We start from the raw sequence: 20,390 nt of genomic DNA on the forward strand, positions 1-20,390 counted from the left end.
AGGATGCAGCCGATGACGCCGACCACCAGGCTCCAGCGCCGGAGCCGTCTCGCCTATGGCGTCCTGGCCGCAGCGACACTCGCCGGCGCCAGGCCAGCCGCTTCTGCCGACGCCGCCCATCCGACCGTGGTCGAGCTGTTCCAGAGCCAGGGCTGCTCGTCCTGCCCGCCGGCCAATGCCAACGTGATGGCGCTGGCCGGCCGTCCCGATCTGCTCACCCTGTCCTGGCAGGTGACCTACTGGGATAGTCTGGGCTGGAAGGACACCTTCGACGACCCGGCCTTCACCCGGCGCCAGTACGACTATGCCGCCGGGTTCGGCCGCACCAACGTGTTCACGCCCGAGGTGGTGGTGAATGGTCGCAGCGACGTGGTCGGCGTCGAGCGGAACGAACTCGATGCGCTGATCCGCAGCGATGATCGCGGCACCGACGGCCCGGGCGTGACCATCGCCGGCGACCACGTCACCGTGTCCGGGACGCTGCCGGCGGCACAGACGGGCGCTGGCATCACGGTGCTGCTGGTGCGCTACGATCCGCGGATCATCCAGGTGCCGATCCGACGCGGCGAGAACGCCGGTCGCACGCTGCCGCACCGCAACGTGGTGCGCGAGCTCGTGCCGCTCGGCAGCTGGACCGGCGGCACCCGGATCTATCCGCTGCCGGCGCCCCGCCTACCCGGCCTGGACACCGCGGTGCTGGTGCAGGGGGCAGGTGGCGGACCCATCATCGCCGCCGCACGCGGCTGAGTGCCCGATCGGCCATATCGATGTATCATCGATCGCATGATGTGGTTCGTGGCCCTCCTGCGCGCCGTGAATGTCGGCGGGACCGGCAAGCTGGCGATGTCCGAGCTGAGGGCGATCTGCGAGGATGCCGGGCTGGACGCGGTCCAGACCTACATCGCCAGCGGCAACGTGGTGTTCAGGAGCGACCTGGACGAGGCGGCGATCAAGGCCGCACTGCAGGATCGCCTGGCGACCGGCATCCTGGTGCGGACGGGCCCCGAGTTGGCCGAAATCCTGGACGCCAACCCGTTCCGCCAGGCGCCTGGCAACCGCGTCACGGTGATCTTCCTGGACGAGCCGGCATCGCCTGGCCTGCTCGACCAGGTGACGGGCCGCGCCGATGACGAGCAGCTTCGGATCGGCCGGCGCGAGATCTATGTCCATTACGGGTCCGGCATCGGCGCTTCGAAGCTCCGGATCCCGGCGGCGGCTCGCGGCACCGCACGCAACATCAACACCGTCGCCCGGCTCGCCGCCATGGCGTGCGGCTGAAACCGGTATCGCCGTGAGCGACCTTCACTGGAGCGCGCTGATGGCGGCGGCGCAGGCCGGCGACGCCGTGCGCTACCGGCAATTGCTCGGCGAGATCGACACCTGGCTGCACCGGTATTTTGCGCGCCGGCTGCCACCGCCGATGGTCGAGGATGCCGTCCAGGACACGTTGCTGGCAGTGCACGAGAAGCGTCACACCTATGATCCGACCCGGCCGTTCGGGCCCTGGCTGGCGGCGATCGCTCGCTACAAGTGGATCGACCGGCTGCGGGCGATGAAGTCGGCGCCGACCGAGGCGCTGACCGACGACATTTCGGTGTCCGGCCACGAGGACGCGGTCACCAGCGCGAGCTCGCTCGAGCGGCTGCTGCGGGAGCTGAAGCCGGCGCAGGCGGACGTCATCCGCCTGGTCAAGCTGCAGGGGCTGAGCATCGCCGAGGCTGCCGCCCGCACCGGCCAGACCATGTCGCTGGTGAAGGTCAACATCCATCGCGGCCTCGGCCGGCTGACCGCCCTGGTCGGGAAGCATTCCGATGCCGATTGACGTGCTGATCGACCGCCTGGCCACCGACCTGGCGCCGGTGCGGCCCCGCGACGTGCGCCGCGAGGGGCTGATCCTCGCCGCCGTCTGCCTGGCGGAGCTGGTGCTGTTCCTGCAGATGAGCGGCATGCGCCCGGACATGGGACATGGCATGCAGCAGCCGTCCTTCTGGTGGCGGCTCGGCTGCCTGGGCCTGATCGCCCTGCTCGCCGGGACTGCCGCGCTGCTGTCCTTCGCCCCGGAGAAGTCGGCAACCCGGCCGCTCGCCTGGCTGCTCGGCCTGGTCGTGGTGTCGCTGGCCGCAGGTTGGCTCGTGCTCGTCGGCCTGGGCTCCGGCCCCGGGAGCCACGCGACGACCCTGACGGCACGGCTCGACTGGCGGCAGGGCCTGCAATGCGCCTATCGGATGGTGCTGCTGGCGGTGCCCCCGCTGGTGGCACTCGGCTTGCTGATGCGCCGGGGTGCCGCCACCGAGCGCGCCGCGACATCATGGAGCGTCGGCATCGCGTCGGCCGCCTGGGGGGCGTTCGTGTTCGTGTTCGCCTGCCCCTCCGACGATCCGCTCTATATCGCCGTCTGGTACAGCGTCGGCTGCGGCCTGGTGTGCGTGATCACCAGGTTGCTGCTGCCCCGGCTCACACGCTGGTAGGCGTGCCCTCGGGAGCCCCGGCGGCCAGCGCATAGAGCACGCGCACCCAGGAGCGGGTGCCGCGATGGAAGCTCGACAGGTCGTACTTCTCGTTCGGCGAGTGGATGCGGTTGTCGTTGCGGGCGAACCCGATCAGCAGGCTGTCCATCCCGAGCGCCTCCTGCAGGTCGCGCACCACCGGGATCGAGCCGCCGCTGCCGACCACCGCCGCCTCGGTGCCCCACTCCTCGCCGAGTGCGCCCAGCGCCGCCCGCAGCGACGCGCTGTCGATCGGCAGGCTGCTCGCCCGCGAACACCCATGCGAGCGAAACGCGACGCTGCAATCGGCGGGGATGCGTGACCGCACATGCGCCCGGAAGGCATCGCGGACGGCTTCCGGGTTCTGCCCGGAGACCATCCTGAACGACACCTTGGCCGACGCCTTGCCGGGCAGCACCGTCTTGAAGCCCTCGCCGCCATAGCCGCCGGTGATGCCGTTGATCTCGCAGGTCGGCCGCGCCCAGGTCTGCTCCAGCGCCGAATCGCCAGCCTCGCCGGCCGGGATCGACAGTCCGATCGGGCCGAGCAGCTCGGCGTCGGAGAAACCGATGCGCTCCCAACTCGCCTTCACGCTCGGCGGCAGCGGCGCCACGTCGTCATAGAAGCCGGGCAGGGTGACGCGACCCTCGGCGTCCCGCAGCGAGGCCAGGATCTCGACCAGCAGGTGCAGCGGATTGCGCGCGGCATTGCCGTACAGGCCGGAATGCAGGTCCCGATCGGCGCAGGTGATGATGATTTCCTCGCCGACCAGGCCGCGCAGCATCGTGGTGATCGCCGGCGTGTGGTCGCCCAGCATGTCGGTGTCGCAGATCAGCGCGTAATCGGCGCGGAGCTCGTCGGCGTGGGCCTCGAGGAACGGGCGCAGGCTCGGGCCGCCGCTCTCCTCCTCGCCTTCCAGCAGGATCGAGATGCGCAGCGGGTAGCTGCCGTCGGCCGCCCGGATCGCCCGCAGCGCCTCCAGGAAGGTCATCACCTGGCCCTTGTCGTCCGAGGCGCCGCGCGCGGTGATCCAGCGGTCCGGCGTCACGCCGTCCACCGCCGGCGCGTCGATCAGCACAGGCTCGAACGGCGGGTTGGTCCAGAGATCCAGCGGGTCCACCGGCTGCACGTCGTAATGGCCATAAAAGAGTACGTGCGGCGCACCCTCGACCGCGGCACTGGCCGAGCGGTCATGCGCCACCACGATCGGCAGCCCGGGCGTGTCGCGGACGCTCGCCTGGAAGCCGAGCGATTGCAGGTCGTCGCGGAGCCACTCGGCCGCCCGCCGGCAGTCCGGTGCATGCTCCAGCTGGGTGGAGATGCTGGGGATCCGCAGCAGCGCGAACAGCCGCTCCAGGCTCGCCTCGAGCTGGCTGTCGACATGGTGGAGTGCCGAGGCAGGGCCGGTGCCGGCCCCGGTGATGGGGGGAAGGGATGCGTTCATCGGTGCAGTCTGCACCGACGCCCGCCGGTTGTCAGCCGGTCAGGCGGCCTGGCTCTGCGCCTGCTTGCGCGCCTGCCACATCGCCACGAAGTCGATCGGCTGCAGCAGCACCGGCGGGAAGCCGGCCTCGCGGGTGATGTCGGCAAGCACGTTGCGGGCCGCGGGGAACAGCAGTCGCGGGCACTCCGCCAGCAGCAGCGGCTCGACCTCCGTCGCCGCGACGTTCTGCAGGGTGAAGATGCCGCAATAGGCCAGCTCGACGGTGAACGCGACGCCCGGCGGGTCCTGCCCTTCCACCGGCTGATGGATCATGGCGTTGGCCCGGATGATCAGCGCGACCTCGAAAACCGGGTGGTTCTCCTGGGCCTGCCTGATTTGAATGTCGAGGTTCAGCGCGACATGCGGCTTCAGCTGCGACTGCAGCGCATAGATCGCGGGTGCTCCGGGCACCCGGAAGTTCAGGTCGCGAACGTACTGATTGCTCAGGATCAACGGCCCCAGGCCCTGGGGCGTTAAGCTTTGGGGCGTTAAGCTTTGGGGCGCCAAGCTTTGGGGTGCCAGGTTTTGAGGTGCCAGGTTTTGGGGCAGATGCCCGGCACTTCCCGTCGGTGAGTCTGACATGAGGTCGCCTCGGAGCGGTGAATGCCACGAGCCTACAGGAGGCCATCCGGGCGGGCGAGGGTATGAACCGGGTTTCGCAGGCCCGTGCCGAAACAAACGTCGGAAAAGCTGCAAGTTGCCGCATCGCACTGCATCCGATCAGGGCGGACGGCCGTAGCAGGATGATCGATCCGGAGAAAATTTCGGATCGATAATGGACCATCCTCATCGCATGATCAGAGGTCCAGTCATTGACGGGCGGTACCAAAAAATGGACATGCAGATCAATGCTGATGCAGGTCTGCTGCAGCTGCCTCGGAGCCTCGCCCTCTCGGCAGCGCTGGCGCCGCTCGAACAGGCGGTCGATGCCTGCAGCACGTTGCGCGCCAGGCTTCGGACGGTGCCGTATCGCGACAGCCTGATGCGTGCGGAGAGCCGGCTCGACGCCCTGGCGCTGGCCCTGCCACAGCCCTCCGCCGCCCGTCATGAGCTTCCTGGCGGATTCGGCGGCACCGCGTCGGACAACCTGCTGCGACTGCTGGTGCTCGAGGCGTCCGAGGATCGGGCCGCGCCGCGGTCGCTGCGGCCGTCAGTGAATGGGGTCGCAGCCTTCGAGCTTGGGCTTCAGCGTGTGCGTGCGAACGGCACCGGGGCGCTGACGGCCGGGCTGCTGCAGGATCTGCACCGGCTGCTATTCCTCGGGCTGGGCGAGTCCGGCAGCACCTCTGCCGGTATCGCACTCTCGGACGGTCGACGCCGGGAGCCCGGCTGGTCAGGTGACGGCCAGGTCCCGTCGCGTGTGCAGCCCGGCGCCGGGCTTCAGGACCTCGAGCGTTTTCTGCTCGATCCGCCGAGGCTGCCGCTGCCGGTGCGGATGGCTCTCGTCGTGGCCAAGGTCGAGTGCTTGTCGTCGTTCGATCAAGGGAGCCGCCAGCTGGCCTGGCTGCTGATGCCGCTGATGACCGCGGCGGAAAACCGGCCACCCCTGTTCGTGGCCCAGACGCTGGCAGCCCGGCGCGAGCACTACGAGACGGCCCTGGCGGGATTGCGGTCGACCGGCGACTGGGAAGCGTGGGTCGGCTTCTTCCTGCAACGGCTGGCGGAGGCGGCGGATGGTGCCACCGCGCGCCTCGACCGCACCGAAGGCCTGCAACGCGCCCGTGCTGCGGACCTCTTTTCCCTGCGCTCGGACTCGACGGCGCGCCGCCTTGCCGAGCTGGCGCTTGGCGTGCCGGTGCTGACCGTCGGGGCGGCGCAGACCATGCTCGGCGTGTCGTTCCAGACCGCCAATGCCGCGGTCGCCACCCTGCAGCGGCTCGGCATCGTGACGCCGCATTCCAGCAACCGGCGCAACCGGATCTTCATCGTCAGCGGAACACTGGCCACCCTGACCGGCGGCAGCTGGGCCCCCACCGGGTTTGCCGATCTCGCGGCCGCAGGTGCCGAGGCTATATGAAGCGGCTGCGCAGGAACCCGAGGGCCGGGAGCGGAGTCCAGCTTCGCGGCAGGTCGGCCCGACGGATCGGCGCCACGCTGTAGCGCGGGATCGGCTGCCGGGTGCTGCGCAGGAAGTGCGCGTAGGCCTTGACCTGCGACTCTCGCCAGGCACGGTCGGCCAGTGCCGCGTCGCGGCTCGGAAAGATCTCGGCAATGCGGCTGATCCGGCCGGCTTCCGCCATGACTGCCCAGAGGCTGTCCTCGCCGGACCGTCCCTGCCGCGGGAATGGAACGACGTCGCTCATGCGCCGGAACTCATTGGCAAGGGCTCATGTGGCGTTGCCTCGTCGCTCGATCGTGGACCATGCCGTCGACCAGCACGAGATCATGCCGTCGGCGTGCGATGCAAGTGTGTCCGGGCGGAGGGCGCCAGCCACCGGAATGAGCGGCACGCTCGACACCCAGGGCCCGGTGGAACCTCCGTTGCGTTGCATCCGTTCCGATTTGATGCTGAACGATGGCGGTAGCTGCCTCGGCGAGCCATATCGGCTTCCGGCCGGCCCGCTTGCCGAGTGGCCGTTCGACCGGTAGGAGCCGATGATGCTGCGCCTGATCATTACGCTTCCTTTCCTGATCCTGCTGGTCGTTTTCGTGCTGTTCAACGAGACGCCGCAGGCCATGCTGCTGCCTGGCTACTCCTGGCAGTCGTCGCCTGGCGTGGTGACGCTGATCTCGGCGGTGCTGTTCTTCCTGCTCGGTGCGCTGATGGTGTGGTTCGCTGAGCTCCGCCAACGCCGCCGGGCGCGCCGTGCCGAGCAGCAGGTCCGGGCGCTCGAGACCCAGATCGCCGAGCTGCGCGGGCAGCTGGCGCAGTCGGTGGCCCAGAACGTCGCGCATGACGTGGCGAATAACGGCGTGGCAACCTATCAGGGCAGCATGCATCCCGGCGGCACGACGATCGTCCCGGCGGGCCTGCCGCCTGCGTCCTACTGACGAGGCGATGGCGGGCGCCGCACACGCGAGGCGGCAAGCGTCCGGGGTTCGACCTGCGACCGGGGTGATCCTGGCCGTCGACACCACCGACCCGGTGCAGGCCGAGCGCTGGATCGCCGCCGCCGGACCCTCCTGCGGCGCGATCAAGCTCGGGCTGGAATTCACCTACGCCTGCGGGCTCGACGCGGCTGTCCGGCTGGCCCAGGGGCGCCGGCTGTTCCTCGACCTGAAGCTGCACGACATCCCGAATACCGTGGCGAGCGCCGTGCGCGCATTGGCGCCGGTCCGCCCCGCCATGCTGACGATCCATGCCGCCGGCGGGTCCGCCATGGTGGCCGCAGCCCGGCAGGCGATCGACGACAGCGCGCCCGAGGGTGAGCGTCCGATCCTGCTGGCGGTCACCGTGCTGACGAGCCTGGACTCCGAAGCGCTGGCCGCGACCGGCGTGTCCGGCGGCCCGAGGCAGCAGGTGCTGCGCCTCGCCCGGCTGGCGATCGCTGCCGGAGCGGATGGTCTCGTGTGCAGCCCGCACGAGGTGTCGGCGTTGCGCGACATGCTCGGCGACGATCCCTGCCTGGTGGTCCCGGGGGTGCGGCCCGACGGTGCGGCGGTCGGTGACCAGAAGCGGGTGATGACGCCGGAGGAGGCGCAACGGGCCGGCGCGGACTGGATCGTCGTCGGGCGGCCGATCACCCGTGACGCCGATCCCGCCGACGCGGCAGCCCGGATTGCGCGTGCGCTGGCCGAGGATCATGCAGCCTTCAATGCCCGGGTTGATCGCCGGTGAGCGGTGCAGCGCCCTCCGGTGTGCGGCGTGTCGGCGTGAAGGTTTGTGGCATTCGGGATGAGGTCGGGCTGGATGCAGCGATCGACGCCGGCGTCGATTGGGTCGGCTTCGTGTTCTTCGCACGATCGCCGCGTGTCGTGACGCCGCGCGAGGCATCACGGCTGCACGCCCGGTTGCAGGGCCGGATACCGTCGGTGGGTCTGTTCGTCGAGCCGGACGATGCCGAGATCGCGCTGGTGCTCGAGACGGTGCCGCTTGAGATCCTGCAACTTTACACCGATCCCGATCGCGCGGCGGCCGTACGTGCCCGGTTCGGGCTGCCGGTCTGGCTCGCGCATGGCGTGAGCGGGCGGGAACAGTTGCCACGCGAGAGCCGGGCGGACGGCCTGGTGATCGAATCCCGCCCGCCCCGGGACGCCAACCGGCCGGGCGGCAACGGGGTGGCGTTCGACTGGTCGATCCTGGCGGGCTGGTCGGCGCCGGCGCCCTGGCTGCTGGCGGGTGGCCTCACGGCCGACAATGTCGGTTCTGCGATCGCAGCCAGCGGCGCCCCGGCGGTCGATGTCTCATCGGGTGTCGAGAGCCGGCCCGGTCAGAAGGATGCGGACCTGATCCGGCGTTTCGTCAGCGCGGCGCGAGGTGGCCCGGGCGCGGTATCCTCACCCGCCGGGTGAGCCAGGCCTCGAACAGCATGTGCGGCAAGGTCAGCGCCGCCAGGCCCTGGATGGTCAGCGAGAGCAGGCGCTGGTCGGGCGGACCGGAATAGAGCGGCCAAAGCGCTGCGCCGAGGATCAGCGTCAGCGCCGTCACCGGCAGCGACAGCAGGACTGCGCTGCGGACATCATGAACCCGACGACCTCGCATGCGGTCCGTTATCACCGCACGGGTATGCGCAGGCGCATGGATGCAGACGAAATAGATTGCGAAAGCCGTCAGCGGCGGCAGTGCCAGGAACACGCACGCAAGCACGCCCGGCAGGATCAGGCGATTTCCAGTGCCTGCAGCGGCGCACCGGCCAGCCCATAGCCCGGCGTACCCGAGCCAGGCGAGCGAGCCGAACCACATCCAGGCCGGTGGCTGCGCCATCGTGGTGTGCGAGATGGTCGCGAACAGGCTTGCCGTGGCGACCGGGTGGGCGAGGACTGCCATGCCGATCGGCAGGCCGCCCCGGGCCAGGATCTCGACCGTCGATGGCGAGGACGTCTCTTCGGAGCCGAAGTGCCAGACCGAGGCCGCGAAAAATGCAACCAGGGTCGCGGTCGGCGCCACCTGCCAGCTGATCAGGACCAGTCCGGCCAGAAGCAGGTAGGGCGTCGAGAACACGAGGAACCAGATCCGGCCGAACCCGGGCCTCAGGGCCTCCCGCGCCAACTCGCCATCGAGGGCGCCGTGCGGGACCCCCAGCGCGATGATCACGAGCAAGGCTGTGAGGATCTGCGGTCCTGGTGGCAGCAGCGCGGTTCCAGCGACGGAAGCGGCCAACAGCATGACCAGGATCGGTGGGGTCAGCGTGGTGGCCGGAGCGGGTGCCGATGCCGGGCCGATCAGCAGGCCTCCGCCCCGGTTCATCGATCAGGCAGCGACGCGCGTGGTCGACGTGGTCGTGGTGCGTGAGGCCAAATCGCGTTCGGTGATCCGGCCGTCGGCCGCAACCGCCATGAAGCCGTAAACCACCTTCGCCAACGTATCGATGACCAGGATCCCGACGATCGCAGCCGTATCGCCGATCGCATAGAGACCGTCGGGCGAAACCAGCAGGACGAACGGGTAGATGAACCAGACCACCGACAGGAACAGTGCGCTGCGGCGGTAATGTGTCTGCACGTCGTCACGCTCGAGTTTGTTCGCTTCCATGAGCGATACCCAGATGACGTAATAGACGCCAAGGAATGCCACGCAGGAAATGGCGAACCAGATCCACTTGAATTCCGGGATCTCGGACCACCCGAAAAACAGCGCTGTCACGATCATCATCACGTCGGCGAGGACGATGCCGGTGATCGCACCGCTGCGCTTCGGGCCGGCATGCATCGCACTGATGGCGAGCGACACCAGAAGAAGGGGCGTCGTGAAGAACCAGTCGATGTAGCGCGCGAAGTAGAAGATGCGCGTGTCACCAACCGAAGCCGCCGCTGCACCAGGGAGGATTGGAAGCGTTACGGCGCCCTGTCCGACGGCCATCGCGAAATAAGAGCATGCTGCGATGATCGGGACGATACCATGCAGGACCGTCTGCAGCTCTTCGGTCGGGGTCCGGCGCTTGCCGACAAGCAGAATGCCCAGGCCGCCCAGTGTCATGATCACTGTCGTCAGCCAGAGCCAGGCTTGTGAACTCATGAGGTATTTCTCCCTGTTTCAGTTGCCTGATAAGGGAGTCTCGACAGGCCGGTTGCCCGCCATTCGCTTTCGTGACCGCGGCACCGCAACTTTCTACGGTGCCGCGATCGTCAACTGTTCCGAGGACTTAGTAGCCGTAATAGCCGTAGGTTGGTGCGGCATACACGACGGTTCCCGGCGCGTAGCCGTAGGCCGGATAACCGCCATAGCCGTATGCCGGATATCCATAACCGTAGCCGTAGTACGGCGCCGCGACCGCAGCACCCAATGCCGCTCCGGCCAGCAGGCCGACACCCAGGCCGTATCCGCCGTAGCCGTATCCGCCCCGGTAACCGTAGCCGCCACGATATCCGTAGCCACCGCGATACCCGCCGTGATAGCCGCCGCCGTAACCGCCACGGTATCCACCACCATAGCCCGGCCGTGCGTCCGCCACGTTCGATACGGAAACCGCACCGACCAGACCGAGAGCTGCCGTCGCCACCATCAGGGATTTGCGCATAGTCGCCTCCTTGGCCATTCGCTGATGCTCATAAGATGGGACCGATCCAGTCGAAACAAAGGCGGGTCTGTGACGCTCCGATGTTCGCCGCTGATCGTGATGAGAACGAGGGCGTCAGTTCGGGCCGCCCCGGTGGAAGTCGATGCATCGAGCCGCGCCACCGGAGCCCGATCGTCGCATCCTGCACGTGCCCGAGGACGGCGCGAACCGCCGCCACGACCAGCTAGCCCAGTTCGTGACCTCGGAGGCGGGCGCCACCGTCGGCACGTCCCGCACTCCGTCGCGATGCGTCGTCACCAAGGCTGCGCCGCAGGGCATGAAAGGAACGACCCCGTCACGCCGGGGGTCGCCGGCACGCGCGGCCGACGTAGTGATCCGCGACCAGGGCGAGAGGGTCGACGGGCCGCCAATGGGATTCCGGCTGGTGTGGCGGCCGCTGCGGCTAGTAGCGGTAGAGGTCGTGCTTGAACGGGCCCGACATCGGGATGCCGAGATAATCCGCCTGCTTGCCCGACAGCTTCGTCAGCTCGGCGCCGACCTTGGCGAGATGCAGCAGCGCCACCTTCTCGTCGAGGTGCTTCGGCAGCGTGTACACCTTGCGCTCGTACTTGCCCGGGGGCGCGGTCCAGAGCTCGATCTGCGCCAGCGTCTGGTTGGTGAACGAGGCCGACATCACGAAGGACGGATGACCGGTCGCGTTGCCGAGGTTCACCAGGCGGCCTTCCGACAGCAGGATCAGCCGCTTGCCGTCCGGGAACACGACCTCGTCGACCTGTGGCTTGACGTTGTCCCAGACGTAGTTGCGCAGCGCCTCGATCTGGATCTCGCTGTCGAAGTGGCCGATGTTGCAGACGATTGCCCGGTGCTTCATGTCGCGCATGTGGTCGATGGTGATGACGTCGACGTTGCCCGTGGCGGTCACGAAGATGTCGCCGCGCGGTGCGGCCTTCTCCATCGTGACGACCTCGTAGCCCTCCATCGCCGCCTGCAGCGCGCAGATCGGGTCGGCCTCGGTCACCAGCACGCGGCAGCCGGCATTGCGCAGCGACGCCGCCGAGCCCTTGCCGACATCGCCGTAACCCGCGACCACGGCGACCTTCCCGGCCATCATCACGTCGGTGCCGCGACGGATCGCGTCGACCAGGCTCTCGCGGCAGCCATACAGGTTGTCGAACTTCGACTTGGTAACGCTGTCGTTGACGTTGATCGCCGGCACCTTGAGCGTGCCCTTCTTCGCCATTTCCCAGAGGCGGTGCACGCCTGTGGTGGTCTCCTCGGAGATGCCCTTCACGGCCTCCAGCAGCTCGGGGTACTTGTCGTGCATCAGCACGGTCAGGTCGCCGCCGTCATCGAGGATCATGTTCGGAACCCAGGTCGTTCCATCAGCCTGGGCGGGCCCGCGCACGGTCTGCTCGATGCACCACCAGAACTCCTCCTCGTCGAGACCCTTCCAGGCGAACACCGGGATGCCGGCCTCGGCGATCGCGGCGGCAGCCTGGTCCTGCGTCGAGAAGATGTTGCAAGACGACCAGCGCACGGTGGCGCCGAGGGCCGTCAGGGTCTCGATCAGCACCGCAGTCTGGATGGTCATGTGCAGGCAGCCGGCGATGCGGGCGCCCTTGAGCACCTGGCCGGGACCGAATTCCTCACGCAGCGCCATCAGCCCGGGCATCTCGCCCTCGGCGATGGAGATCTCCTTGCGACCCCAACCGGCGAGGCTGATGTCCTTGACCTTGTAGTCCTGGCTCATGGTCGGTCCTTCTTGCGCGGCGGCACATTGAATAAGGGGCGTTCGTATATCGCTGGTTAACGGAAAGCGGAAATCCGCGCACGTTCCGGGCACCGTGCTGGATCGTGCACCCCATCGCGCCGGGAGGGCCGACTTCATCAGCGCGGCCTGCGCATGCTCTTGGCCGGGTGGATCCGCCGACCCACGGCCTACCCTGCCGTGATCTGACCGCACGAGGCGGCGACGGGCATCCCGCCGCCGCCCCGATTTAGTGGAGGCTCAGGATTGCAGCGTCGCGTCCAGGGTGATCTCGGTGTTCAGCAGCTTCGAGACCGGGCAGCCGGCCTTGGCCTTGGCGGTCAGTTCCTCGAACTTCGCCTGGTCGATGCCGGGGATCTTCGCCGTCAGCGTCAGGTGCGACCTGGTGATCGCGAACCCACCATCGACCTGCTCCAGGGTGACGTCGGCCCGGGTCTCCATGTGATCGGCTTTCAGGTGCTCCTCGCCCAGCATCAGCGAGAACGCCATGGTGAAGCACCCGGCATGGGCGGCGCCGATCAGCTCCTCGGGATTGCTGCCGGCCTTGCCCTCGAAGCGGGCCGCGAAGCCATACGGGTAGTCGGACAGCGCGCCGCTCTTGGTCGAAAGCTTGCCCTTGCCGTCCTTGAGGCCGCCCTCCCAGGCCGCCGAACCATGCGTGATCATGGATCTAAATCCTCCACTTGCTCCGCCTGGAGCGGCGGATGCCGAAACCGTCAACGCGGCGCGTTCTCACTTGTTCACCGGCGTCGCCCTGGCATGATCGCCGGAACCCGGCGGAGGCTGACGATCATGACGGCACGCAGCCTCTCTCATCCTTTGCCCGCGATGGAGGGCACGGGCGCCGACACGGTGTCCGAACCGGTTCCGGTGGCGCTGAAGACGATGCGCCTGGACAGCGTGTTCTGGAGCCATTTCTCGCCGAACCTCGGTCCGGGGGGCTGGGTGACCGGCGTGCTGCTGGTGCATCTCGGGCTGGATTTCCGCTGGGGGCTGGCGGCAATCCTTGTCGGCAACCTGGTCGGCGCCCTGCCGGTGGCGCTGGCGGCGGCGATCGGGCCACGCACCGGCCTGCCACAGATGGAGTCCTCGCGACGCGCACTCGGTCGATCGGGACTGCGGCTGCCGGCGTTCCTGAACTGGATCTACTGCATCGGCTGGGACGCGGTGAACAACGTGCCGGCGGCGGCGGCCCTGATCGCCCTGGTCGCCACCATCGGGCTCGGACCCCCGTTCTGGCTGGCCCTCGGGTTGCTGGCCGCGGTGCAGATGGTCGCCAGCATCTATGGTCACGACATGGTGCAGGCGCTGCAGAAGTACCTCGGCGGCCTGTTGCTGGTGGTGCTGGGCGCGATCGGCCTCCTGGTGGTCGTCCGGGCCGGCGGCGTTCCGGTGGCGGCACACCCGCCCTCGATCGCGGTGTTCGTCCTCGCCACCGCGATCCTGGCCAGCTTCAACCTGTCCTGGGCGTCGTACTCGTCCGACTACACCCGCTACCTGCCGGCCGACACGGCACCCTCGAAGGTGGTCTGGCTGGCGATGGCTGGCCTGGTGGGGTCTGCGATCCCGTTCCAGCTGCTCGGTCTGCTGACCGCGGGCGGCATCGGCGAGGCGTCCCCGGTCGCGGTGATCGCCAGCCTGCAGCACGCGTCCGGAGTGCTCGGACCGGTGGTGCTGGCCGGGATCGCGCTGTCCTCGATCACCGGCAACTCGGTCAACGACAACACCGCCAGCTACAGCCTGATCTCGGCCGGCATCCGGGTGCCGCGCGTGCTGGCCGCGATCGTCACCGCGAGCCTGGGCTACGTTCTGGCCGTCGCCGGGGCCGGACACTACGCCGACCTCTATGCGAGCTACCTGGTGGTGACCCTGTACTGGATCGCGCCCTGGATCGGCATCGTGCTCGCCGACTGGTACCTCGTGCGCCGGACCCACGAGGCGGATCCGGCACCCGACCCGCCCGGCTGGACGCTCGGCGCCACCATCTTCCTGGTCACTGCGGTGCTGACCATCGCGCTGTTCTCGACGAGCGACCTCTATACCGGGCCGGTGGCGCGGCTGCTGGGTGGCGCCGACATCGGCTACTATGTGGGCTTCCTCGCCGCCGGCCTGTGGTATGCAGCCGCCGCCCGCTTCGCCCGGGCGAAACCCGTCAAGACCGGAATTCCCGCATGAGCTCGACCACGCTGCCCGACCGCCTCGCCATCAACCCGAAGAGCCCGCACTACGACGAGGCACTGCTGTCGCGGGGCATCGGCATCCGCTTCAACGGCGTCGAGAAGACCAATGTCGAGGAATATTGCGTCAGCGAGGGCTGGATCCGCGTCGCCGTCGGCAAGACGGTGGGTCGCGACGGCAACCCGATGACGATGAAGCTGCAGGGCACGGTGGAGCCCTACCTGCGCAATGCGGCGTCCGACGGCGAGGCACCGGCCGAGGGCTGAGGCAGCACGGCGAGCGCCACCGCAACCGCCAGGCCGGGCAGCAGCGTCACCGCCGCCAGCCCGCCGCCGAACGTCGCGGACACGCCCCGGAGCGGGCGATCAGCCACCAGCTCCGCCCCGGCCGCGGCCTCAACATCACCAGAATGGCGCTCGCGAGGCAGGGCGCCGATCGCTGGGCGGCATGCAGCGCCACCGGCAACGGCGCCAGGGCGATGGCGGGGTAGGGTGGCGACCCGCCACCGCCGGATCGCAGCAGCGTGGCAGCCCACGTCACGATCATTCCAAGCAGCACGAGCAGCCCGAGCGCCACGGTGTCGAACAGCGCCATCAGCGCCATCAGCGGCACCAGGATCGACAGCGCACGCACTCCGGACGACGGGGCGACGCCGCTGCGCCAGACCCAAACAGCGTGTGACAATCCGCGTCGGCTGGATTTGGCCGCGCGGCCGGGCAGGACGCCTCCAGCTGCGGGGCAACTTGCTGGAACGCCGGTTTGGTCGGGGCCTCGGCTCACGCGGTTCCGACCTCCAGGATGGGCACATCGTCTGCGCCCACGGACAGGCGATCGGCAGGATGCAGTCACCATCCGATCGCACCTCGAGGCGGCATGGCTACCGGACGATCCCCGCCATGAGGCGATCGAGCCGCTCTGCCGAGAATGCCTGCGCGGCATAGGCGCGCGACTGCTCGGACAGCAGCTCGTGCTCCTCGCGGTCGCCGTGCAGCCGCACGATCGATGCGGCCGCCGCTGGGATGTCCGGAACGACCAGCCGGCCCAGCTCTCCCGGCAGCTCAAGCCCCTCCGCCGCGACCGGAGAGCAGACGCACGGAACGCCGGCGGCGAGGCTTTCCAGCACCTTGCTCTTCAATCCGGCGCCGAACGAGAGCGGAGCCACGGTCAGCCGCACGCGATCGAGCACGGCTCCCAGATCCTCGACATGGCCCTCCGCCAGCAGCCCCGGCCGTGTCTCGCAGAGCGCGGCGGGCAGCCCGCTTCCGACCAGCCGGCATTCGATCGTGGGGTCGGCTGCCAGCACCAGCGGCATGATCCTGTCGCGCAGCACCCGGGCCGCCGCCTGGTTCGGTGCGTGGTTGAAGCAGCCGATGAAGGCAACGCCTGAGCGCTCGGCAAATCCGATCCCGCTGTCCCGCACCGGCACCGACCAGGCCACCACGTGCACCCGCTCCGTCGGCAGGTAACGACGCAGCATCTCCGCCTCGACGCCGGAGTGGGTGATCACCGCATCGGCCGCCCGCGCTGCCTGCAGCTCCATGAGCTCGAGCCGACGCGCCTCCGGTTCCAGGTCCGGGCGGTTCTCGGCCAGCGCCTGCCGGGCCAGTCGCAGATGATGCAGGTCGGCGACGCTGTAGATGAGCCGTGCCTGCGGCTGGGTCTGTCGCACCAGCCCGGCATAGGCGGCAGCGCTGGCGATGCGGTGCAGATAGACCAGGGCGTATTCCCCGGGATCGCGCCGCAGCACCTCCTCGACCGACGCCACTCCCGGCATGCAGCAGACCGTGATCCCGTACGCCTCGAGAGATGCGGCGGCCGGTTCGCGGCGCATCGACGGAGCGGCAAGCCGGACCGCGAACCCCAGCCGCTGCAGCGACTGCATGTGCGAGACCAGGGCGCTCGAGCCGCCGTCGCGCCGGGGATCGGGCAGGCATTCGTCGATCACCAGCGCCTGCGGTTGCCGGGCATCCAGTGCCGTCAGCCGCGCGGGTCGGGCGGCCGCACGAAGTTCCGCCAGGCGCGTTCGCTGCAGCGTCAGGAAATCGATCCGCGCTTCCAGCTCACCGTCCGTTGCATGGGCCGACAGCAGCGCGGCGACCCCTGCTTGCGCATCGGTATCCCAATGGGTGGCGGCCGGGATGCGGAACGGCGAGCCCGGCATGTCCAGGCCGTCCAGCTCGCCTCGGACATGCACCAGCCAATCGCGATGCGGCGGCAGCGGAGGATTGAATTCGACCTCGAAACCATGCCGGCCCCGGCCGAAACCGGCCTGTTGCAGGTCCGGCCGGTAGCGATTGGCGATCAGCCGCTCCAGCAGCATATCGTCGGCTGTGATCGTGATGCCGACTGCAAGCTCGGGATACGATGGATCGCGCACCCAGCCGCGGATACCGCTGCGAGCCTTGTCGTCGATCGAGCCTTGCAACGGCATCGCAACCTCATGGGTGGGCGTGACAGTCTGCAATAGTCCCGATATAGAAACGAGTCTCATCGGCGTGGGGCATAGCCACATGGACGTTACAACGTACGGTGCCAGCGGCTCGTCCGGTAGCGCTGCCTCCAATGCAGGCCAGACCGGGGGCGATGGCGGACCCGGCAGCGGCGCCGTCGCGGTCGCCGGTTCGGCAACGGACACCGAGAACAGCGCCACGGCGAGCGGTGGCCAGGGCGGCCAGGGCGGTGACGGCCTGGTCCCCGGCAGCAACGCCGGGGCCGGTGGCGCTGCCGGAACCGCCAGTGCGAGTGCCACCACCAGCGTCGCATCCACGAGCCTGACCGAAGCCTTCGCCACCGCCACCGGAGGCGACGGCGGAGGCGCCGGACAACCTGGCAGCACAGGACTTGGCAATTCCGGGACCGACGGGGCCGCGTCCACCGGAGCCTCCGCGGTCGACGTCAACGCCGAAGGAGGCGCGCTGGCCAGTGCCTCGGGTACCGGCGGCGACGGCGGCAGCTCGACCCCGGACGACGCCTTCAGCACCGGCATCTACCTGGGCGGCGCCCATGTCGGCGGCAATGGCGCCGCGGCGACCGGCACCACCGCCAGTGCCACCGGCACCACCTTTGCGGACGCCGCGGTGAGACAGACCGGCGGCTCCGGTGGCAGCGGCACGACCGGCGGCAACGGCGCGGCCAGCAGCCTGACAAACGCCGTCTCCGGCAGCACGACCGAGGCCGGGACGCTGACCCTCACGCAGCTCGCGTTCGGCGGCAGCGGCGGTCAGTCGAAGGCCGAAGCTGGCGGTACGGGCGGGGGCGCCAGCTCGAGCCTCACGCTGAACGACGCCACCAGCGCCACGCCGAGCGCGCTGGTGAACGCCGATATCGAGGCGACCGCCGGCAGTGGCGGGCTCGGCATCACCGGTGCTGCGCTGGGTGGGAGCGCCACCGCTGCAGCCGGCATCACCGGCGCCGGCGACCTCAATATCGACGTCGTGGCGACCGGCGGTGCGGGCGGCGCCGCGGGGATTGCCAGCAACGGCCCGGATATCGGCACGTACGCGGGTGGTCGCGCCGGTGACGGCACCACTGCCAGCGCCACCGGCACGGCGAGGACACTTTCGGCCACCGGCAGCGTGACGTTGAGCGTGTCCGCCCTCGGCGGCACCGGCGGCGCCTATGAGGGGTTCGGGATTCCCAACGATGGGGGCAATGGCGGCGCCCCATCCGGCGTGTCGGCCTTCGCCACCGGCGGCATCGTGGCCGACGTTTCGACCGACGAGACCGGCGGCGACGGCGGCAGCAGCACCGGCGGGCGGGGCGGCAATGGCGGTTCCGTCAGCATGGTCAACGCAGCCGGCGGCACCACGATCGGCGGCACGCTCAGCCTGCGGCAGCAGGTCGAGGGCGGCAACGGCGGCGAGGGCATTCCGACACCGTCCTATGCCTACAAGCCGAACGTGCAGGGTACCGGCGGTGACGGCGGCAATGCGAGCGCCAGCCTGACCCTGGACGACAGCCAAAGCACCAGCCAGAGCCAGGCGATCGACGTTTCGGAGACGGCCTATGGCGGTACTGGCGGCGGCGAGGGCGCCGGGACCGGGGGTACCGTCACCCCCTATGGGCACGGCGGATCGGCCGAACTCGCCGCGACCATCTCGACCGGCAACAGCCTCGAGAGCGGCGCGGCCACCAGTGTGACCATCGACCTCGACGCGCATGCCGGCGGTGGCCAATTCGGTGGCGACGCAAGCGCCACCGGCATCGGCGCCGCTGCACAGGCGACTATCGACAGCTCGGCGGAAGCCCGCGCCTCGACCGAGATTGCAGGGTCCGCGACCGCGGTCTCCCAGGCCACCGCCCTGAGTGGCCAGGTGATGGCCAGCGCCGACACGCAGTTGAACGCGCCGGCCGGCCACTATGCAAACCCGATCACCGAGCTCGACGCCAACGCCAGTACGAGCGTCGCCGGGCTGACCGTTGCGCGCGCCGGCGCCAGCATCGGGGGGGTCGCCGGCACCGACACCACCGACCAGGCGGTTTCCGACGTCGTCGGCACGCCGGCATCGACGCCGGGCGGGACCGATCTTTCGGCCGGCCTGGTGGATCTGTTCGATTGGGATGCCGGCGGCACGGAGTCCGCCGGCGCCACCGGAACGGTCACCGAGGAGTCGCGGCTCACCGCCAACCTGGATCTGACCCAGCTCTCGCTGACCGGCGACCTGCTGATCGACCTGCACCAGGCCACCCTGGTCGGCAGCGGCGTGACCGGAGTGTCGCTCGACATCGATGTCGGCAGCACCTCGATGCACGAACAGTTCACCGATCCCGCCGCGGCGGTCGCCTTCTTCACCGGGAACGTGATCGACCTCGGCCCGATCGATACGCTCACCACCTCGACCACTTTCCTCTCCGTCAGCCTCGACCTTCGGGTCACCGCCGATCCGCCCGGGGCCGGCTTCTTCAGCGACATCGAGCTCGGCGCCAGCGCCTGCTACTGCCCCGGAACGCTGATCCTGACCGAGGCCGGCGAGATGCCGATCGAGCAGCTGGCGATCGGTGACCGGGTGCTCACGGCCGTTGGTGGCGTCGAGACCATCCGCTGGATCGGTCGCCGTTCCTACGACAGCCGCTTCGTCGCCGGGCGAGCCGATATCCTGCCGGTGCGGATCGCCGCCGGGGCGCTCGGGCAAGGCCGGCCGCGCCGCGATCTGTTGGTGTCGCCGCAGCATGCCATAAGCCTGCACGGCGTGCTGGTTCCGGCGGTGGCCCTGATCAACGGCGTGTCGATCACCCAGCCGGACCTGCGCGACGCGGTGCAATACGTGCATCTCGAGCTCGACCGGCACCAGCTGATTATCGCCGAGGGGACGCCCTCGGAGAGCTTCGTCGATGATGATAGCCGCGGCCAGTTCCAGAACGTGGCTGAATTCTACGGGCTTTATCCGGATCGCCATCCGGTGCCTGCCGTGTATTGCGCCCCGCGGGTCGCGGACGGACCGTTGCTGGAAACGATCCGCCGCGAGATCGACAGCCGGGCCGGACTGGCCGCGCCTGGCAGCGGCGAGGCCCTGCGCGGCTATGTGGATGGCATCGCGGGCAGGGTGCTGCGCGGATGGGCGCAGAACCCCGGCCGGCCCGACATGCCGGTCTGCCTGGAGGTGCTTGCCGGGCGTGAGGTGATCGGCCGCGTCATGGCCGATCGGTTCCGCGCCGATCTGCGCGCCGCCGGGCTGGGTAGCGGCTGCCACGCGTTCGAGCTGGCACTGCCGGCGGGGGCGGCTCGCAGCGTCCTCGAGGTGCGTCGCGCCACCGACGCAGCATTGCTCGGACGCCTGTCACCGGCCGCGCGACGCGCCTGACCTTGCGTCCGGCAGGTACCGGCCCGACGTCGCATACGAGCCGGACCTCGCCCGGAA

21 protein-coding genes are annotated in these 20,390 nt (G+C 69.3%); 11 read left to right on the plus strand and 10 right to left on the minus strand.

What is annotated here, in order from left to right; genetic code table 11:
* Positions 1-12 precede the first annotated feature (12 nt).
* The 4 genes from ACOEQ2_RS10790 to ACOEQ2_RS10805 are packed head-to-tail and all read left to right on the plus strand — an operon-like array spanning position 13 to position 2,468.
* Positions 13-747 (plus strand): DUF1223 domain-containing protein, encoded by a 735-nt coding sequence (locus tag ACOEQ2_RS10790; protein ID WP_419727985.1) that lies wholly within the window; start codon positions 13-15, stop codon positions 745-747.
* A gap of 36 nt (positions 748-783) precedes the next feature.
* Positions 784-1,278 carry a DUF1697 domain-containing protein gene (locus ACOEQ2_RS10795; RefSeq protein WP_419727986.1) on the plus strand — a complete coding sequence of 165 codons (495 nt, stop codon included), beginning with the start codon at positions 784-786 and terminating at the stop codon, positions 1,276-1,278.
* A gap of 13 nt (positions 1,279-1,291) precedes the next feature.
* A complete protein-coding gene (locus ACOEQ2_RS10800; RefSeq protein WP_419727987.1) occupies positions 1,292-1,822 on the plus strand; it encodes a sigma-70 family RNA polymerase sigma factor in 531 nt (176 codons plus the stop codon).
* Entirely contained in the window at positions 1,812-2,468 is a 657-nt protein-coding gene (locus tag ACOEQ2_RS10805; protein ID WP_419727988.1) for an NrsF family protein, read from the plus strand. The genes ACOEQ2_RS10800 and ACOEQ2_RS10805 overlap by 11 nt, the downstream gene beginning before the upstream one ends.
* Here ACOEQ2_RS10805 and ACOEQ2_RS10810 read toward each other — a convergent pair.
* Both ACOEQ2_RS10810 and secB read right to left on the minus strand, forming a co-directional pair.
* Complete coding sequence (locus tag ACOEQ2_RS10810) at positions 2,455-3,930, minus strand: M20/M25/M40 family metallo-hydrolase (protein ID WP_419727989.1); 1,476 nt, start codon at positions 3,928-3,930, stop codon at positions 2,455-2,457. The two genes, ACOEQ2_RS10805 and ACOEQ2_RS10810, sit on opposite strands and share 14 nt — an antisense overlap.
* Before the next feature lie 39 nt (positions 3,931-3,969).
* A complete protein-coding gene (secB, locus tag ACOEQ2_RS10815) occupies positions 3,970-4,422 on the minus strand; it encodes a protein-export chaperone SecB (protein WP_419727990.1) in 453 nt (150 codons plus the stop codon).
* A gap of 385 nt (positions 4,423-4,807) precedes the next feature.
* Between secB and ACOEQ2_RS10820 the strand changes: the two genes are divergently transcribed.
* Positions 4,808-5,986, plus strand: a complete 1,179-nt coding sequence (locus ACOEQ2_RS10820; RefSeq protein ID WP_419727991.1) for a Fic family protein — start codon at positions 4,808-4,810, stop codon at positions 5,984-5,986.
* Here ACOEQ2_RS10820 and ACOEQ2_RS10825 read toward each other — a convergent pair.
* Entirely contained in the window at positions 5,979-6,272 is a 294-nt protein-coding gene (locus ACOEQ2_RS10825) for a hypothetical protein (RefSeq protein WP_419727992.1), read from the minus strand. The two genes, ACOEQ2_RS10820 and ACOEQ2_RS10825, sit on opposite strands and share 8 nt — an antisense overlap.
* Before the next feature lie 292 nt (positions 6,273-6,564).
* Here ACOEQ2_RS10825 and ACOEQ2_RS10830 point away from each other — a divergent pair, with 292 nt between their 5' ends.
* From ACOEQ2_RS10830 to ACOEQ2_RS10840, 3 genes are read left to right on the plus strand one after another with little or no spacing between them, the layout of a single operon-like run.
* Entirely contained in the window at positions 6,565-6,960 is a 396-nt protein-coding gene (locus tag ACOEQ2_RS10830) for a lipopolysaccharide assembly protein LapA domain-containing protein (protein ID WP_419727993.1), read from the plus strand.
* Between the two features lie 7 nt (positions 6,961-6,967).
* Positions 6,968-7,747, plus strand: a complete 780-nt coding sequence (gene pyrF / locus ACOEQ2_RS10835) for an orotidine-5'-phosphate decarboxylase (protein ID WP_419727994.1) — start codon at positions 6,968-6,970, stop codon at positions 7,745-7,747.
* A complete protein-coding gene (locus ACOEQ2_RS10840; protein ID WP_419727995.1) occupies positions 7,744-8,421 on the plus strand; it encodes a phosphoribosylanthranilate isomerase in 678 nt (225 codons plus the stop codon). Before pyrF ends, ACOEQ2_RS10840 begins: the two co-directional genes overlap by 4 nt.
* On the opposite strand, the gene ACOEQ2_RS10845 is transcribed toward ACOEQ2_RS10840, so the two are convergent.
* From ACOEQ2_RS10845 to ACOEQ2_RS10865, 5 genes are all read right to left on the minus strand, one after another.
* Complete coding sequence (locus ACOEQ2_RS10845) at positions 8,372-9,316, minus strand: Brp/Blh family beta-carotene 15,15'-dioxygenase (RefSeq protein WP_419727996.1); 945 nt, start codon at positions 9,314-9,316, stop codon at positions 8,372-8,374. The two genes, ACOEQ2_RS10840 and ACOEQ2_RS10845, sit on opposite strands and share 50 nt — an antisense overlap.
* A gap of 3 nt (positions 9,317-9,319) precedes the next feature.
* Positions 9,320-10,084 (minus strand): bacteriorhodopsin, encoded by a 765-nt coding sequence (locus ACOEQ2_RS10850; RefSeq protein WP_419727997.1) that lies wholly within the window; start codon positions 10,082-10,084, stop codon positions 9,320-9,322.
* Positions 10,085-10,211: 127 nt separating this feature from the next.
* Complete coding sequence (locus ACOEQ2_RS10855; RefSeq protein WP_419727998.1) at positions 10,212-10,586, minus strand: hypothetical protein; 375 nt, start codon at positions 10,584-10,586, stop codon at positions 10,212-10,214.
* A 442-nt stretch (positions 10,587-11,028) separates the two neighbouring features.
* Positions 11,029-12,336 carry an adenosylhomocysteinase gene (gene ahcY / locus ACOEQ2_RS10860; protein ID WP_419727999.1) on the minus strand — a complete coding sequence of 436 codons (1,308 nt, stop codon included), beginning with the start codon at positions 12,334-12,336 and terminating at the stop codon, positions 11,029-11,031.
* A 258-nt stretch (positions 12,337-12,594) separates the two neighbouring features.
* Positions 12,595-13,020 (minus strand): OsmC family protein, encoded by a 426-nt coding sequence (locus ACOEQ2_RS10865; RefSeq protein WP_419728000.1) that lies wholly within the window; start codon positions 13,018-13,020, stop codon positions 12,595-12,597.
* A 126-nt stretch (positions 13,021-13,146) separates the two neighbouring features.
* Between ACOEQ2_RS10865 and ACOEQ2_RS10870 the strand changes: the two genes are divergently transcribed.
* Together ACOEQ2_RS10870 and ACOEQ2_RS10875 are read left to right on the plus strand one after the other, a co-directional pair.
* The gene (locus tag ACOEQ2_RS10870) at positions 13,147-14,529 is read left to right on the plus strand and encodes a purine-cytosine permease family protein (RefSeq protein ID WP_419728001.1); all 1,383 of its coding nucleotides are present in this window, start codon (positions 13,147-13,149) and stop codon (positions 14,527-14,529) included.
* Complete coding sequence (locus ACOEQ2_RS10875; RefSeq protein WP_419728002.1) at positions 14,526-14,798, plus strand: DUF3297 family protein; 273 nt, start codon at positions 14,526-14,528, stop codon at positions 14,796-14,798. Before ACOEQ2_RS10870 ends, ACOEQ2_RS10875 begins: the two co-directional genes overlap by 4 nt.
* Positions 14,799-14,844: 46 nt before the next feature.
* Here the strand turns inward: ACOEQ2_RS10875 and ACOEQ2_RS10880 are convergent, their stop codons facing one another.
* Positions 14,845-15,216, minus strand: a complete 372-nt coding sequence (locus ACOEQ2_RS10880) for a hypothetical protein (RefSeq protein WP_419728003.1) — start codon at positions 15,214-15,216, stop codon at positions 14,845-14,847.
* Positions 15,217-15,409: 193 nt separating this feature from the next.
* Entirely contained in the window at positions 15,410-16,963 is a 1,554-nt protein-coding gene (locus ACOEQ2_RS10885) for a glycosyltransferase (protein WP_419728004.1), read from the minus strand.
* Between the two features lie 79 nt (positions 16,964-17,042).
* On the opposite strand from ACOEQ2_RS10885, the gene ACOEQ2_RS10890 reads away from it, so the two are divergent.
* Entirely contained in the window at positions 17,043-20,333 is a 3,291-nt protein-coding gene (locus tag ACOEQ2_RS10890) for a Hint domain-containing protein (RefSeq protein WP_419728005.1), read from the plus strand.
* Positions 20,334-20,390: the final 57 nt, after the last annotated feature.

The sequence above is a fragment of the Lichenicola sp. genome, assembly GCF_965198575.1.
In the GTDB taxonomy this organism is placed as follows: Bacteria; Pseudomonadota; Alphaproteobacteria; order Acetobacterales; family Acetobacteraceae; genus Lichenicola.

Bases quoted from the DNA above. Each gene is read 5' to 3' on its own strand.
- ACOEQ2_RS10790 (WP_419727985.1), top strand. From the start codon at position 13: ATGACGCCGACCACCAGGCTCCAGCGCCGGAGCCGTCTCGCCTATGGC.
- ACOEQ2_RS10795 (WP_419727986.1), top strand. From the start codon at position 784: ATGATGTGGTTCGTGGCCCTCCTGCGCGCCGTGAATGTCGGCGGGACC.
- ACOEQ2_RS10805 (WP_419727988.1), top strand. From the start codon at position 1,812: ATGCCGATTGACGTGCTGATCGACCGCCTGGCCACCGACCTGGCGCCG.
- ACOEQ2_RS10810 (WP_419727989.1), bottom strand. From the start codon at position 3,930: ATGAACGCATCCCTTCCCCCCATCACCGGGGCCGGCACCGGCCCTGCC.
- ACOEQ2_RS10820 (WP_419727991.1), top strand. From the start codon at position 4,808: ATGCAGATCAATGCTGATGCAGGTCTGCTGCAGCTGCCTCGGAGCCTC.
- ACOEQ2_RS10825 (WP_419727992.1), bottom strand. From the start codon at position 6,272: ATGAGCGACGTCGTTCCATTCCCGCGGCAGGGACGGTCCGGCGAGGAC.
- ACOEQ2_RS10830 (WP_419727993.1), top strand. From the start codon at position 6,565: ATGATGCTGCGCCTGATCATTACGCTTCCTTTCCTGATCCTGCTGGTC.
- pyrF (WP_419727994.1), top strand. From the start codon at position 6,968: ATGGCGGGCGCCGCACACGCGAGGCGGCAAGCGTCCGGGGTTCGACCT.
- ACOEQ2_RS10845 (WP_419727996.1), bottom strand. From the start codon at position 9,316: ATGAACCGGGGCGGAGGCCTGCTGATCGGCCCGGCATCGGCACCCGCT.
- ACOEQ2_RS10850 (WP_419727997.1), bottom strand. From the start codon at position 10,084: ATGAGTTCACAAGCCTGGCTCTGGCTGACGACAGTGATCATGACACTG.
- ACOEQ2_RS10855 (WP_419727998.1), bottom strand. From the start codon at position 10,586: ATGCGCAAATCCCTGATGGTGGCGACGGCAGCTCTCGGTCTGGTCGGT.
- ahcY (WP_419727999.1), bottom strand. From the start codon at position 12,336: ATGAGCCAGGACTACAAGGTCAAGGACATCAGCCTCGCCGGTTGGGGT.
- ACOEQ2_RS10865 (WP_419728000.1), bottom strand. From the start codon at position 13,020: ATGATCACGCATGGTTCGGCGGCCTGGGAGGGCGGCCTCAAGGACGGC.
- ACOEQ2_RS10870 (WP_419728001.1), top strand. From the start codon at position 13,147: ATGACGGCACGCAGCCTCTCTCATCCTTTGCCCGCGATGGAGGGCACG.
- ACOEQ2_RS10875 (WP_419728002.1), top strand. From the start codon at position 14,526: ATGAGCTCGACCACGCTGCCCGACCGCCTCGCCATCAACCCGAAGAGC.
- ACOEQ2_RS10885 (WP_419728004.1), bottom strand. From the start codon at position 16,963: ATGCCGTTGCAAGGCTCGATCGACGACAAGGCTCGCAGCGGTATCCGC.
- ACOEQ2_RS10890 (WP_419728005.1), top strand. From the start codon at position 17,043: ATGGACGTTACAACGTACGGTGCCAGCGGCTCGTCCGGTAGCGCTGCC.